This window comes from Nocardiopsis valliformis DSM 45023, from assembly GCF_000340985.1.
GTDB classification, from domain to species: domain Bacteria; phylum Actinomycetota; class Actinomycetes; order Streptosporangiales; family Streptosporangiaceae; genus Nocardiopsis; species Nocardiopsis exhalans.
The window spans coordinates 1-13,309 of the sequence record NZ_ANAZ01000065.1; the positions used below are offsets into that span (position 1 = coordinate 1).

Annotated in this window: 17 protein-coding genes; 12 read left to right on the forward strand and 5 right to left on the reverse strand. The window is 70.1% G+C overall.

Going from position 1 to position 13,309, the window contains the following annotated elements:
* Positions 1-123: 123 nt before the first annotated feature.
* From D457_RS0131370 to D457_RS36595, 3 genes are all read right to left on the reverse strand, one after another.
* Entirely contained in the window at positions 124-534 is a 411-nt protein-coding gene (locus D457_RS0131370) for a hypothetical protein (RefSeq protein ID WP_017584628.1), read from the reverse strand.
* A gap of 11 nt (positions 535-545) precedes the next feature.
* Positions 546-1,289 (reverse strand): peptidoglycan recognition protein family protein, encoded by a 744-nt coding sequence (locus D457_RS0131375; RefSeq protein WP_026117215.1) that lies wholly within the window; start codon positions 1,287-1,289, stop codon positions 546-548.
* A gap of 368 nt (positions 1,290-1,657) precedes the next feature.
* Positions 1,658-1,801 (reverse strand): hypothetical protein, encoded by a 144-nt coding sequence (locus D457_RS36595; RefSeq protein ID WP_169542754.1) that lies wholly within the window; start codon positions 1,799-1,801, stop codon positions 1,658-1,660.
* 409 nt (positions 1,802-2,210) lie between these two features.
* Between D457_RS36595 and D457_RS0131385 the strand changes: the two genes are divergently transcribed.
* From D457_RS0131385 to D457_RS35255, 12 genes are all read left to right on the forward strand, one after another.
* Positions 2,211-2,672, forward strand: a complete 462-nt coding sequence (locus D457_RS0131385; RefSeq protein WP_017584631.1) for a hypothetical protein — start codon at positions 2,211-2,213, stop codon at positions 2,670-2,672.
* A gap of 108 nt (positions 2,673-2,780) precedes the next feature.
* The gene (locus D457_RS0131390; protein ID WP_152514437.1) at positions 2,781-2,960 is read left to right on the forward strand and encodes a hypothetical protein; all 180 of its coding nucleotides are present in this window, start codon (positions 2,781-2,783) and stop codon (positions 2,958-2,960) included.
* The gene (locus tag D457_RS0131395; RefSeq protein ID WP_017584633.1) at positions 2,960-3,466 is read left to right on the forward strand and encodes a phage tail tube protein; all 507 of its coding nucleotides are present in this window, start codon (positions 2,960-2,962) and stop codon (positions 3,464-3,466) included. Before D457_RS0131390 ends, D457_RS0131395 begins: the two co-directional genes overlap by 1 nt.
* Positions 3,466-3,936, forward strand: coding sequence for a hypothetical protein (locus tag D457_RS0131400; protein ID WP_017584634.1), 471 nt, complete (start codon positions 3,466-3,468; stop codon positions 3,934-3,936). The genes D457_RS0131395 and D457_RS0131400 overlap by 1 nt, the downstream gene beginning before the upstream one ends.
* 197 nt (positions 3,937-4,133) lie before the next feature.
* Positions 4,134-4,256, forward strand: coding sequence for a hypothetical protein (locus tag D457_RS37655; protein ID WP_017584635.1), 123 nt, complete (start codon positions 4,134-4,136; stop codon positions 4,254-4,256).
* A gap of 79 nt (positions 4,257-4,335) precedes the next feature.
* A complete protein-coding gene (locus D457_RS37405) occupies positions 4,336-7,020 on the forward strand; it encodes an NlpC/P60 family protein (protein ID WP_017584636.1) in 2,685 nt (894 codons plus the stop codon).
* Positions 7,021-7,032: 12 nt separating this feature from the next.
* Entirely contained in the window at positions 7,033-7,998 is a 966-nt protein-coding gene (locus tag D457_RS0131415) for a phage tail family protein (RefSeq protein ID WP_017584637.1), read from the forward strand.
* Positions 7,999-8,001: 3 nt separating this feature from the next.
* Positions 8,002-9,171 (forward strand): Gp37-like protein, encoded by a 1,170-nt coding sequence (locus D457_RS0131420; protein WP_017584638.1) that lies wholly within the window; start codon positions 8,002-8,004, stop codon positions 9,169-9,171.
* A 2-nt stretch (positions 9,172-9,173) separates the two neighbouring features.
* Positions 9,174-10,145 (forward strand): hypothetical protein, encoded by a 972-nt coding sequence (locus D457_RS34355; RefSeq protein WP_017584639.1) that lies wholly within the window; start codon positions 9,174-9,176, stop codon positions 10,143-10,145.
* A gap of 68 nt (positions 10,146-10,213) precedes the next feature.
* Positions 10,214-10,468, forward strand: a complete 255-nt coding sequence (locus tag D457_RS0131430; RefSeq protein WP_017584640.1) for a hypothetical protein — start codon at positions 10,214-10,216, stop codon at positions 10,466-10,468.
* Entirely contained in the window at positions 10,465-11,241 is a 777-nt protein-coding gene (locus tag D457_RS0131435) for a hypothetical protein (protein WP_017584641.1), read from the forward strand. The genes D457_RS0131430 and D457_RS0131435 overlap by 4 nt, the downstream gene beginning before the upstream one ends.
* A complete protein-coding gene (locus D457_RS35255) occupies positions 11,238-12,146 on the forward strand; it encodes a peptidoglycan-binding domain-containing protein (RefSeq protein WP_017584642.1) in 909 nt (302 codons plus the stop codon). The genes D457_RS0131435 and D457_RS35255 overlap by 4 nt, the downstream gene beginning before the upstream one ends.
* 286 nt (positions 12,147-12,432) lie before the next feature.
* Here D457_RS35255 and D457_RS0131445 read toward each other — a convergent pair whose 3' ends face one another.
* Both D457_RS0131445 and D457_RS0131450 read right to left on the reverse strand, forming a co-directional pair.
* Positions 12,433-12,744 carry a hypothetical protein gene (locus tag D457_RS0131445; protein WP_017584643.1) on the reverse strand — a complete coding sequence of 104 codons (312 nt, stop codon included), beginning with the start codon at positions 12,742-12,744 and terminating at the stop codon, positions 12,433-12,435.
* A gap of 38 nt (positions 12,745-12,782) precedes the next feature.
* Entirely contained in the window at positions 12,783-13,073 is a 291-nt protein-coding gene (locus D457_RS0131450) for a hypothetical protein (protein ID WP_017584644.1), read from the reverse strand.
* Positions 13,074-13,309: the final 236 nt, after the last annotated feature.

Below are 13,309 nucleotides of genomic sequence, written 5' to 3' on the forward strand. Positions count from 1 at the left end.
ATCCGCGTACGCCCACACACTCGCGTTAGCCGTGTTACCCATACTGAGAAACCCTTCTCGAAATCGTCTGATTGTTGACAACCCGCGGCCATCCGGCCGCGGGGGTTCTGGGGACCGGGCGGCTCAGCCGGACCCGGTCGGGCGCTGGGTGACCAGCACCGCGAAGGAGGAGTGAGGCTCGGGGACCTCCGGGTCGAACCCGGGGACGACCCCCTCCACCTGGCGGACCGAGACGATCTCGGCGTCGCCGACGTGCTCCAGGAGCGCGGCGTGGGCCAGGTGGGCCAGGGCCTTGGTGTCGTCCCGGTCATCGGCCCAGGCGAAGACGCGCAGCAGTGACTGCTGCGTGATCGGGTAGTTCCCGCCCGACTCCTCACAGCGCACGGTCAGGGTCGGGTCGTCGCCCGCCACCCGGTCCGGCAGGGAATCGGTGAACACGGGGGTTCCCGCCCACTCGGCGGGGAAGTCGGGGACCCTGGACCGCAGGTAGTCAGCGACCAGGTCCTCCACGTCGGGAAAGAGCACGGAAAGCACGGTTTCTCCTCTCAGGTGACGGGGGCCGTCCAGGCCCCCGCCCAGGTCTGGGGGCCGACCCGGCCGTCCACCGAGAACCCCTTCTCGGTCTGGAACTGTCGGCAGACGCGTGCGGAAGCGGGCCCGTACCAACCGTCCACGGTGATCCGCCACCCGCGCTCACGCATCCGCTGCTGCCAGCGGCGGCAGGTCTCGGTGTGGCGTACCGGGGGCTGGATCAGGATCGGACCGGGGAAGGCCGGCGCCGACGAGGTCGGGGATGTCTGCGACGCGTCCCCACCGCTGCCGGGGACGGGCATTCCGGCCCGGACCCAGGAGCGCAGGTCCGCGCCCGGACAGGAGGTGCTGTTCCCGGACAGGCCACCGTGCCAACTGCGGGACAGGGTTTTGCCCGCGCGCCGGTTGGCCTCGTCGTAGAGTCCGCGGATCGCCGCCTTGGCCGCCGGGGTGGCGTCGCCGTCGCGGCCGATGAAGCACACCCCGATGTGCGAGGTGTTGTACGGGGAGGCGTGCGCGCCCACGGTGTGCCAACCGCGGCCCTCGTAGACGTTGCCCTGGCGGTCGACCAGGAAGTTGTAGCCCACGTCCGCCCAGCCCTGGCCGTCCATGTGGAAGTTCTGGATCTGGCGCGGGGTCTGGGTGGGTGGGCCCGCGGAGTAGTGGACGGTGAACCCGCTGCGGGCCGCCCATGTGGTGGAGGTCCGGCTTCGAGGGGCACGGGCGCCCCACGCAGACCGGCTGACATGACGTGACATTTCGGGCACTCCTCTGGAGCGGGGCGCCCCGGGGGCGCACCGCACGGAAATCAGGAAGGAAGAAGAAGAGAAGCCTGGGCCGCGGCCCGGCTGAGACGTGGCGGAGGGGTCCGCCAACGAAAAAACCCGGCACTGGGCCGGGTTGAGAACATAGCTGTGTCGCTGCGCAAGATGGTGCCACAGGTTCCGGCACCCGCACAAGCCCCGCAGCGAAGGAAATCCTGGCGGACGCCCTCGCGCCAGGTCACGGTGGGATGTCAGCCGATCCCTGAAGGCCTGAAGCGGGAGTTACGACCCCGGGGGAGGGTCTGTTCGGTTACGCCGTCATCTCCCCCGGGTCGGAGAGTTCGATGCCGATGAGTTCGGTGTCAGAACGCCCGGCCCTGAAAACCGGGGGCCGCTGTGTCGACGGCGGGCGGTAGCCCCACCCCGAAGGCGCCGTCATCGTCGTAGTAGAGCTCTTCTCCCTCTTCGTAGGGTGTTTCCCAGTCCCCGTCGTCTCCGTCCAGCATCTGCCGCACCTCTCTTGGCGCCTCCTTGACGCCCCCATGAATGACGGATACGGCGCCTGGAAGGTTGACCCGCATAGGTCACGAATGAGTGTTCTATGCATATCGGCGGCGTGTATCCCGCCTCACGGGGATTTGGCACGAAGTATTTGGCGCCCTCCCCACGACCACCCTGATCTGCGCGGACGCGGATCAGGAGCCGCCCCGGACCCCCTGTTTCGGCACGAGACCCGCCGAGAGGGGTTGCGCTCCGCCCGGGCGCACGCTAATTTTCTGTTGACTCGAAAGAGCTGCCACCGCATCCCGGTGGCTTTTTTTGTGCCCGCGGAACGGGCCCCACCGCCTCCGCCCCATCCCCTCCCGCAAGGCGTGCCTCCGGCACGCCTTTTCTCATGCACAGGAAAGGTCGGCCATGACCGGATACCAGGAGTTCCCGGAGATCATCGACGCCCTCGTGACCACACTGACCGAAGCCGACGAGCTCTCCGGGGTGACCGTCGTGGACGGGCCGCTCGAGGAGCCCGGGCACGACAGCATCGCGGTCGGTGCCGCGGCGGACCCGGAGGAACCGGGCCTGGAGATCGTGAGCGAGACGGCGGACCTCGCCGGTCAGCGGGACCGGCGAACCGCGACCGTCCGGCTGCTGCTCACCGCGGACGGAGCCGAACTGGCCCAGGCCCGTCGCCGACTCTACGAACTGGTCGACGGCGCGGACGCGGCGGTACGCCGTACCCCCGACCTGGGCGGCGTGGTGGCCCGGGCCCGCCTGACGGAACTGGCGGTCTGGCAGGGCCGCCACGGCAGTGGCTTCCGCGTCGGGGCCGAGGCCGACATCGAGGTCGACACCTGGGCGAACCGCCTGCGCAGCGCCTGACACGTTACCCACCCCCGTGAACCACGCGTGGGTGTCATGCGCACCCCATGCGTGACTCAGGGGGGTCGAACCGTGACCCCCGGCAACAAACAGTTCCAGGAGGAACACATGCCCCTGAAGACGGTGACCATGCACCACCCCGAGGTCGAGCGCCCCGCCGACGTCCCGGAGTCCGCGGTCCACATCCACCGCCGGTCCGGTTGGGTGACCGAGGCCGAACTCGCCGCCCCCGCGACCGCCCGCAAGGCCCCCGCCGCGAAGACCACCAAGAAGAAGGAAGGCAAGTAATGCCCGCGACCCCGATGAGCCCGTCCACCCGTTTCTTCAACGCCGCGATCACCCGCGTGGTGTTCGTCCCCGAGATCTCCGACAAGTTCTCGCCGACCCGCTCCGAACTGGACGCGGGCGTCGACGTCTCCGCCGACATCGCCGAGCTCACCGGCTGGCAGGTCACCTCCGAGCAGGTGCAGACCCCGGACCTGGCCACCCGGTTCACCTCGAGCATCCCGGGCCGGAGCACCGCCGAGGAGTCCTCGATCACCTTCTACGCCGACCGCGAGGGCGAGGACATCCGCGAACTGCTGCCCCGCGACACCCAGGGCTACGTCGTGATCATGGACCACGGCGACCAGTCCGGACTCCCTGCCGACATCTACCCGGTCCGGGTGGCCTCCGTCGGCAAGATGCGCAGCGTCGGCGAGGAGGCGGCCCGCCTCGAGGTGCAGTTCTCGATCCTCTCGGAGCCCGCAGAGAACATCACCCTGCCCGCCAGCGGTGGCGGGGAGGGGAACTGATGGGGCTCCGTGACCGGCTCCGCTCCCGCCAGCGCCCGCACGCCGTCTACCGGCTGAGGGTGGACGACACCACCGAGGCCGAGCGCGAACTGCGCGAGGCGAGGGAGGCGCACCGCAGGGCGGCCAAGAACGACACCGACCCCGCCCCCGCACAGGAGCGGATCGACCGGGCCGAGGAGGCCCTGAACCGGTGTTACGAGGAGATCGTCTTCCGGGCCATCCCGCCCAGCGACCTGGAGGCGCTGATCGCCGCCCACCCTCCCACCGAGGGTGACAAGGACTCGGCGTGGAACCCGGAGACCTTCCCGCTGGCGCTGTTCACCGCCAGTGCCGAGGCCGAGGACATGGACGAGGACGACTGGAAACAGCTCCTGGAGCACGACGTCTCCCACGGCGAGAAGCTGGAGATGATGCTGCTCGCCCAGTCCGTGAACGTCCGCGCGCCCTCCAGCCACATCCCAAAAGGCTAGACGCCGACCCCGACCTGTCGATCGAACTGGCCCTGTGCCACCACTACCGGATCCGCCACAGTGAGTTCCTGTCCTGGGACAGCGACGACCGGGACAAGGCGATCTGGTTCCACCTGCGCGAACAGGCGCGCTGCGGTTCGTGCGGCACGCGCGGGGAGGAGTGGGACGAGGAACGGGGCGGGGACCGGCGCGCCTACGTGGCCGATCTGAAGCGCTGCCCCGGCTGCGAGCAGATCGAACAGCGCCAGGCGGCGCTCTCCCGGGACAACAAACTCGGGAAGGGGGTCCACATCGTCCTGAAACGCAACGCTCAGGACTGAATCACAGGCCGGGGCCGGTCACCAGAAGCAACGGTGACCGGCCCCGGCCTTTCTCACTTCACCAAGGAAAGGGGAAGAAGTGCCACTGTCCACCGACGAAATCAGAAGATGGGACGAGGCCCTACGCCAGGCCACCGGATCCGCCCAGCAGCTCGCGGGCGCTTTGGAGGGGATCAAGCAGTCCGCCGGTTCGGTCACCGAAGGCCTGTCATCGGTCACCGCGGCAAATCAGGAACTGGCCTCCGGCCTGAAAACCGTTCGGGATTCCGCCAACCAGACCGGCACGGAGATCTCGGCGATCGGCTCCCACCACAGCGAACTCACCAACCTGTTCGTAGAGAACGGGAAGAAACAGCAGGAGTCCCTGGAAACGATCGCCAAGAACACGGCGAAGAGCACCAAGACCATGGGGGAAGAGGTTCTCGCCACTGGTGGAGTCATAGCCAAGGAATTCAAGGGCCTGGCTGACGCCACTGGACTCTTCGGCGACGAGAGTGTAATTCTCGCCGCGGTCGAAACCTACGCGACCGCTTCGGCCTCCGTCGCTTCCCTCTCCGAACAGTTCAAGAAGCTGGAGAGGGCGAACACCGCGAACGCCTCAGTCGTCGCTTTGGGCGGCGCGGTCGGCAAGACCGGGGTGCAAGCCGGGGGAGCCGCCACCGCCGCAGGGAGGTTCGCGGGCCTGCTCGGTCGCGGCGCGGCGCTGTTGGGTGGCCCCTGGGGTATCGGAATCGCCGCCGGTATCACCTTGCTCGGAGCATTCTCCAAGAACAAGAAGGAGTCCACGGAGGCGACGGAGAAATTCACCGAGGCCCTCGTCGCCGAGGGAGGGAAGCTCCAGGGGACAGCGCTCTCCACCCTGATCGACAACCTCCAGGAAGCTGACCTGAGCAAGCACCTGAAGGACGCGGGTGTGAGCATGCAGGACTTCAGCAGTGCCCTCACTGGCAACCAGGTGTCCTCCAATCGCCTCAACCGGGAGTACGAGGAGACGGTGGCGCTCCTGGATGAGGCCGAAACCGCCTCGGACAACATGGTGAGCCAGGCAGGAGAGCACCGAGCCGCCACTGACGAGGAAAGGGACGCCCTCCTAAACAAGGAACGGGCCCTCAGCGAGGTCCTCGACATCCTCGAAGAGAACACCGACGCCACCAGCGCAGCGAGCGCCACCGCCCGGGAACGGCGCGAAATGGAGGAGGCGCTCACTGCGGCGACGAACGGTGCCGGCTCCGCGACGGGAAACCTCACCGACGAGCAGAACAGCGCGAATGACGCCATGGCCGAGGGCATCCGGCAGGCTCGGGACCTGAAGACCGCCATGGACGACATGACCGGCTCCAGCATCTCCGCCGCCGAAGCGGAGATGTCCTTTAACGAGGCCGTGGAAAAAGCCTCGGCCAGTGCGGATAAGAACAACAAGACCATCAGCACCAAGACCGAGGAGGGGCGCGAGAATCGCCGCGCCCTCATCGACCTGGCCGAGGCCACACACAACCAGACCAACGCCATGAACGAGAACGGGGCGTCCGCTGAGGAGATGACCGCCCAGTACGAACTCGGGCGAGCGGAGTTCCTCAGGGTGGCGGGCGAGATGGGCGTCACCGGCAAGGCCGCCAACGACCTGGCCAACGAGTACATCGGCATCCCCGCGGTCGTGAAGAACAAGATCGAGGTCAGTGCCACCGGCAGCTGGGACTACACCATGGGTGGAACCTGGCACGGAGGCGGCGCCATGAACGGTCACGGGACCGGTGGCCTGGCCACCGGTGGCCCCGTGCACGGCCCAGGCACCTCGACCTCTGATTCCATCCCCGCGTGGTTGTCCGATGGTGAGTACGTACAGCGTGCTTCCGCCGTGGACTACTACGGCCCTTCCTTCATGTCGGCACTCAATGAGCGCCGCGTCCCGAAGCACGCGCTCCCGGGCTACGCCAAAGGCGGGCACGTCCGCTGGTCCTCGGCAAGCAGCCACCAGGACCCATGGGGCCGGATCGATGAAACACGCGAAGACGTACGTATCAACCTGCAACGCATGCACAACACCGCCACGAACGACATCGGCAGCACCTTCGGCGAGATGTTCAGACGTCTGGTGGCCAGCGGAGGCCCCGTGGTCGCCGCGGCGCGTTCACAGCTCGGGCTCCCCTACTCCTGGGGCGGCGGCGGGATCAGCGGCCCCTCCCTGGGCTTCGGACGGGGCGCCGGTATCCGCGGGTTCGACTGCTCCAGCCTCATGCAGTACGCGTGGTGGAAGGGAGCCGGAGTCCGTCTCCCGCGGGTCACCTACGACCAGATCAACACTGGCAGGGCGGTCAGCAGGGGTTCGGAAATGCCCGGCGACCTCGTGTTCCCGCACCGCGGGCACGTCGCCATGGTCACCAAGCCCGGCCAGCTCATCCACGCCCCCTACACCGGGGCCTCGGTCTCGCACCGCGCCATGTACCCCAGCCCGCTCGCGATCCGTCGGCCGAGCCGGCTGTTCGACAGCGGCGGGATCTGGGGCAGCGGCACCGTCGGGGTCAACGAGTCCGGGCACCCCGAGCGGGTCCTCTCGCCCCGGCAGACCCGCGCCTTCGAGCACCTGGTGGACGGGGTGCTCAGCGGCCACCGCGTACCGGTCTCCCCCGGCGCGCACGCCACCGCCGACCGGCCCCTGGTCGGCACCGTCAACGTCAACCACGTGCCCGGCTACTCGACGCCCCGTGACGTGGTCCGCGCCCTGGACCACGCCCGGCGGACGGCCCGACTGGCCCGGCCCAGGTAAGGAGGCACACCCATGCCCATCGTCTACCTACCGCCCGTCCCACCGCCGCCACCGCCGAAGACCTGGCCCCGGATCGAGGCCCCGGCCGCCAAGCGCCTGGTGTGGATCGCCCCGGACGGCACCCGGCTGGACCTGACCTCGGACCCCTACCGCTCGCTCACCGGGCGCGGCGGCTTCGGGCTGCCCGAACAGGAGATCACCACCGACCGCTTCGGCAACGGTGAGGGACTGCTCCGCGACATCCGGGTCGCACCCCGGGTGCTCACCGTCCCCCTCCTGGTCATCGGCGCCGACCAGGCACGCTACCTGCGGGCCCACCGGAGCCTCCAGCGGGCCCTGCGGCACCGCACCCCCTCCGGGATCCGCCCCGGCCGCCTCCGGGTGGAACTGCCCGACGGCTCCGCACGGGAGATCTCCTGCTACTACCAGGGCGGTCTGGACGCCGCGGAGGAGGAACTGGACGACCTGTCCGCCTGTGCGCAGGCCTACCCCAACCTCGAGTTCCACGCCCCGGACCCCTACTTCGAGGGCCCTGAGAAGGTCGTCTCCTGGAGGGTGGAGAACGACCCCCGCGCCTTCTACCCGATCTACCCGATCACCCTGGGCACCAGTCAGGTCGGCGAGGCCACCGTCATCACCAACCCCGGCGACGCCCCCGCCTACCCCGTGTGGACGCTCGTCGGCCCGGGACGGCCGGTGGTCACGAACACGGAGACCGGGGCCGAGTGGGCCTTCGAGCGCACACTCGAACCCGGCCAGCAGGTGACCGTGGACTGCCGTCCGGTCGCGTCCGCACCCGACAGCGGGCTGACCGCCGTGGACGGCGACGGAGAGGACTGGTGGCCGCATCTGTCGGAGTGGCCGCACCTGTTCCCCCTGGAACCCGGCGAGAACCGGCTCCGGGTCGGGCTCGCCGACGCCACCGCCGAGTCCACCGTCCGGGTGGCCTTCCGCCCCCGCTACCAGGCGGGGTGGTGAGCCGTGAGCCTGGAACGGCTGCGGGTGTACGCCCGCGATCCCGATCTGGTGAACCGGGGGCCGCTCCCCTGGCAGAACGTGACCCTCGACCTCCTCTGGTCGGGGGTTTCGTCGTTCTCCCTCACCTGCGCCGCCAGCGACCGGGTCCGCGAGCGGATCGCCCCCGGCTGGGGAGTGATCGTCACCCTGGACGACCGGGTCCTGCTCACCGGCCAGATCGAGGAGAGCGGACCCCGCGAGTGGTCAGCCGACACCGGTGACCTGGCAGGGGAGGGCACCGTCAGTGTGTCCGGCGCGGACGACCTCGCGGTGGTGGCGGGAGAACTCGCCTACCCCGACCCGCGGCTGACCGCGGCCGACCAGGGCGAGGGCTCCGACCGCCGTTCGGGCGCGGCCGAGACCGTGGTCAAGGGGTTCGTCTCGGCCAACATCGGGGACTCCCGCACCGCCGCCCGCAGGGGCGCGGCCCGCACCCACGAGGTGGAGGTCGCCCCCGACCTGGGCCGGGGTGCGCAGGTCACCCACTCGGCCCGGTTCGAACCCCTGATGGAGGTGGTCCGGGCCTGCTCCGGCGGGCTCGGCGCGCGTGTGACCCAGCAGGGTGACCGGCTGGTCTTCGACGTGGTCGAGCCCGTGGACCGCAGCGCCTCCGCCCGGTTCTCCCGGGAACTCGGCAACCTGCGCTCGATGCGCTGGCAGCGAGCCATGCCCACCTCGACCCACGTGGTGGTGCTGGCCGAGGACGAGGAGGAGAACGTCCTCGTCCGCGAGTACGGCGACACCGGGGCCGCCGAGGAGTGGCGGATGACCAGCCGGTCCCTGCACTCGGCCAACCGGGTGGAGGAGGCCGACGAACTCGACGCGGCGGGGGCCGCACAGCTGGCCGACGCCCGCCGGGCCCCCGTCCTGGAGGCCCAGCTGGTGGACACCGCCCGCTGCGCCTTCGGCCGCGACTACTTCCTCGGCGACACCGTCGCCCTGGAACCCGTGCCCGGGGTGCGCTTCACCGACCCGGTCACCGAGGTACGGATCTCGGCCGACGCCGGAAGCGGCGAGCTGGAGATCACCCCCGCCATCGGCGGTCCCCCCGGGGACTCCGCCGACGACACAGAACAGGAGCGGCTGCTCCGGCGCGCCCTGCGCCGCATCGCCGCTCTGGAAAGGAAGGCCTGACCATGTCGTTCTACTCGTTCCCGTTCGACCTCACCCCCGAGGGCGAACCCCAGGAGGTCCAGGAGGGCAGGTTCCGCAAGCTGCTGCGGGCCGCGGTCCCCTCGGGGGTCGTCCTCCAACCCGGCGGCGGCCCCGACCTGCGGGTGCTGCGCACCGTTGACGGCGACGCCGCCGTCTCCCCTGGCTTCGCCGTGGTGGAGGGCTACGGCGTGGAGGTCGACGACCTCGTGCCCCTGGACGTGTCGCTGAACACCGCCAACGGCGCCCGGGTCGACCGGGCCGTACTCCGTCTGGACCGGAGCGGCCGCACGATCAGCCCGCACGTCATCGAGGGCACGCCGGCTACCGGCTCCGGAACTCTGCAGGCCCCGGCGCTGACCCGGACCGACACCGTGTGGGACCTGCCCCTGGCTTCCTGGACCCGCGGCCCGCTGGGCGGTGCGATCGGCACCATCTCCGACGAACGCCAGTTCTCCGCCTCCGCGGGCGCGGTCGCCTCCGCCTCGGACAACCGCCACTCGGCGCTCCAGGTGGGCGGCCTGTCCTGGGAGACCGACTCACGCCGCCTGACCGTCTTCGACGGCAGCACCCACCAGACCCTGGTGGACGCCAACTACCCGAGCGCCTGGCGACCCGTCACACTGCGGGCCGGATACGAACGGGCCAGCAGCGGCTTCAGGCCTTCCTGGCGCTGGGTCAGGGCCGGTTCGGTACAGCTCCGGGGAACGATCCGCCGGGCCAACGGGGCCGCGCTGGCCAGCGGAACGTACTACGCGCGACTGCCCGCGGAAACCTTTCCCGCTGGCTACGTCCGCAGTGTGACCGCGTGCGAGGTACGCGGCGGTGTCGGTTACATGCGCGCCGACGTGGTCAGCCGCAACATGACCACTCCCCTGCCCGGACAGATCCTCGGCTACCACACGCACAGCCCTCGGTGGATCTCGCTCGACGGCTTCTTCTTCGAGCCCCGGTGAGGCCCGAATCCGCTCCGTACTGCGGAGCCCTCCCCGCCCGCGAACATACGAATCGAGAGGAAACAACCATGTCCACCATCGGAGCCCGTGAGGACGCGGGCAGGCGCTGTCTGCGCACCGTCTTCCAGGGAGCCGCGGCGGCCGCCCTGGTCGCGGCCGCCGGAACGGTCACCGCGACCGTCGTTCCCGGAGAGACCATCGACACCGCCGTGCTGGCCGCGGCCGCGGCCACCGCGGCGCTGACCGCCGGGGCCGCCTACGTGCAGCGCCGGGTCGAGGCCGCCGTCGAGTACCGGCGGACGCGACAGGAGGAGGAGCTGTGAGGTACTGGTTCGGCGGGGGTGTCCCCGACTTCGTCGTCGCCGCGGGTCAGCAGGTGGAACGCGAGGACGGCGGGGTCGGCTACCTGTCCCTGCTCTCCCCGGACGTGCCGCTGTGGGTGTACGACGCGCAGACCGGCGAACGCGTCACCGACCTGCTCGACTCGCGCAGTGAGCCGGTGAGCGAGATCCTCAGCGGCCCCTACGGTGAGCTGCCCCGTTTCCGCGGCCCGGACGAGGTCCGTCAGCTGCTGATCGGTCAGGCCCTCCCCGATTCGGACCCCGGCGACGAGGACGCCCACGACGAGGACGCCCACGACGAGGAGCCACCGCGTTTCTCCCTGGTCACGGCCGAGGTCATGGAGCTGTTGGCGGCCGCCGAACGGCGGATCGCCGACCTGGAGGAGAACGCCGGTGAGGGTGAGACCTCCGCCAGCGCCCATCCACTGATGTGGCACGTGGACGGCGAGGTCTCGTCGCGGCGATCCCACGGTGTGTACGTCAACATGGAGGGCCGCTCCCAACGGGTCGCCGGGCTGCGCGCCCGGCTGTCGGACGTGGATCCGGACACCGTGGTCACGGTACGGCTGCTGGCCCTGGATCCCGACACGGGTGACGACTCCGTCCTGGAGGAGATCGACCTGTCCGCCTCGCGGACGGCCCACCAGACCTGGCCGGACGTGATGCTCTCCAACGGCGCCGAACTCACCACCGAGGTGGAGCTCACCGGTGAGGGGAGCGCCGAACACCTGACCGTGCAGGTGATGGTCAAGTGAGCGGCGTACTGCGCAACACACTGACCGGGCCGGTCGGCGACCCCCTGTCCTCGAGCGCCCTGTCCCGTGGCGGCGATCCTCTCACCGTGCTCACCCCCGCACGGAGCCGGTTCGATGACACCCACACGGTGCACGGGCTGCCCTCGTCACGGTTGGGCACCGGGCACCACCGTGGGGACACCCCGCGGATCCGTGTCCCCTCCCCGGGGAGCGGGTGGGCGCTGCGCGCCTATCTGTGGTTGCCGACCATGCCCTCCGGGGACGGCAGCCGCCACTGGGCCCTGTCCATCGGCGACGCCGACGGTCTGGTCCTGTCCACGGCGACCAACGGCAACGTGAACGCCGTTCTCCAGGAGCGGGACCTGGCTGCCGAGGAGCGCACAGGCTCCGTCAGCTCGGGCTCGGGGCGCGCCCCGGGCACGAACGGATGGATCAGGCTGGAACTGCGCCGGAGCGCGAACCTGGCCCTGCGCCTGTACCGCGAGCACGAAACCGAGCGGGCCCTGGAGCTGACCTGGCCGTCGGCTCCGAACGGGGATCTCCTCCTCAGCGGGTTCCGGTACCGTGCCCGCCCCACCCTCTACTGGGGTGACCAGGGCGCAGCGGTACGAGACCTCCAGCAGGAGCTCCTGGACCTGGGGTACGACCTGGGTGTCTGGGGAGCCGATGGTGACTTCGGGAACGCCACCCGGAACGCGGTGATGGCCTTCCAGGACACCCACGGCCTGGACCCGGTGGACGGCGTACCCGGCCCGGAGACACGGGCCGCGATGGACTTGGCCCTGGGCAACGAGTACCCGCCGCTGTGGTGGAGCCACCTGGCCGTGAGCGGCGGGGACTGGCTGGGGCCGGCGCCCGCACCCGAGATCCGTAGCGCACCGCTGGTGCCCGGGCTGCCCCTGTGACGAGGACCTAGGGACAGCCCTCCGAGAGCGGAAACAAGAGAACGGGGCCGACGGAACAGTGTTCCGTCGGCCCCGTTCTCGCTGTCTCCGGTCGCTTCGAGCCGTCCATCGCGGGCGGCCCGAACCGTCAGCGGACTGTCTCCCCGAGTGCTCCCGCCACCGCTCCCTGATTCCTGGGTCCCGCGCTCCCCGGCCACCGCCCATGCCCTCCCCCACTGGCTCGGAACCGCCCCCGGACAGCAGAAAAAAAGGGGGCGGGGTGCGTGTCGCACCCCGCCCCAGGCGGTCAGGAATCGTGGTCGGCCAACTCTTGTCTGCGCCGTTCGGCGCGTTCTCGGGCCTGCTCCAAGCGGGCCTTCTTCTCCTCCTCGGCCCGACGCACCCTCGGGTCGGCCGGGTGCGGCTGTCCCGTGGTCGCGTGCACCATGTCGGCCATCAGGTAGTGGGACAGCGTCCAGCCGTCCCCGCCCAGTGCCGTGGCGGTCGCCGATTCGGAGGGCAGGTGCCGCAGCAGCACCGCCAGGCGCCGCAGGGTGAGCAGACCGCGCCACAGGTCGGCCAGTTCGATCCGGTAGTAGCGGGCGAGATCGGCCTCCACCGCACCGGGGTGTTCCCGGAGTAGGCGGAGGAGGCGCGCTATTCCCCCGCGGACTCGAAGCCGTAGGCGGTGGCCACCTGCTCGGCGAGGGTGTTCAGGTCGCTGAGGGTGGCGCCGGCCTCCTTCAGTCGCGCCCACTGCTCGGGGCCGAGCAGGCTGCGCAGCGCGGCCACGATCTTGCCCTCCTCGAAGCCCTCCAGGGCGGCCAGCGGCCACTGGTCGGAGGAAGCCGGCAGCAGGTACTCGGTGCCGTGCAGGGTCAGCTTCTTCGGGGATTCGGAGGCGGTGGCCTCGGCCTGGACGGCGGCCACGGCGGTGTTCTCGGTCATTACGCGGTTCCTCTCGTACAACGATCGTTCGTCTTCACAGCGCGGTTCGGGAAGGCAAGGGGCCGGGCCGGGTGAACCGCGCGAACCCCGGCCCGGCCGGTCAGAGGGAAAGGGGGAAGGGAATGGGGCCGCCGCCGGTGGTGGGGGCGGCCCCGTCATGCCGGGTCAGTGACCGCGCGGATCAGTTACCACCGGAGTTGGCGCGGCCCTTGTAGGTGTAGAAGAGAGTGGACTTA

Bases quoted from the DNA above. Each gene is read 5' to 3' on its own strand.
- D457_RS0131375 (WP_026117215.1), bottom strand. From the start codon at position 1,289: ATGTCACGTCATGTCAGCCGGTCTGCGTGGGGCGCCCGTGCCCCTCGA.
- D457_RS36595 (WP_169542754.1), bottom strand. From the start codon at position 1,801: ATGCTGGACGGAGACGACGGGGACTGGGAAACACCCTACGAAGAGGGA.
- D457_RS0131385 (WP_017584631.1), top strand. From the start codon at position 2,211: ATGACCGGATACCAGGAGTTCCCGGAGATCATCGACGCCCTCGTGACC.
- D457_RS0131390 (WP_152514437.1), top strand. From the start codon at position 2,781: ATGCCCCTGAAGACGGTGACCATGCACCACCCCGAGGTCGAGCGCCCC.
- D457_RS0131395 (WP_017584633.1), top strand. From the start codon at position 2,960: ATGCCCGCGACCCCGATGAGCCCGTCCACCCGTTTCTTCAACGCCGCG.
- D457_RS0131400 (WP_017584634.1), top strand. From the start codon at position 3,466: ATGGGGCTCCGTGACCGGCTCCGCTCCCGCCAGCGCCCGCACGCCGTC.
- D457_RS0131415 (WP_017584637.1), top strand. From the start codon at position 7,033: ATGCCCATCGTCTACCTACCGCCCGTCCCACCGCCGCCACCGCCGAAG.
- D457_RS34355 (WP_017584639.1), top strand. From the start codon at position 9,174: ATGTCGTTCTACTCGTTCCCGTTCGACCTCACCCCCGAGGGCGAACCC.
- D457_RS0131430 (WP_017584640.1), top strand. From the start codon at position 10,214: ATGTCCACCATCGGAGCCCGTGAGGACGCGGGCAGGCGCTGTCTGCGC.
- D457_RS0131450 (WP_017584644.1), bottom strand. From the start codon at position 13,073: ATGACCGAGAACACCGCCGTGGCCGCCGTCCAGGCCGAGGCCACCGCC.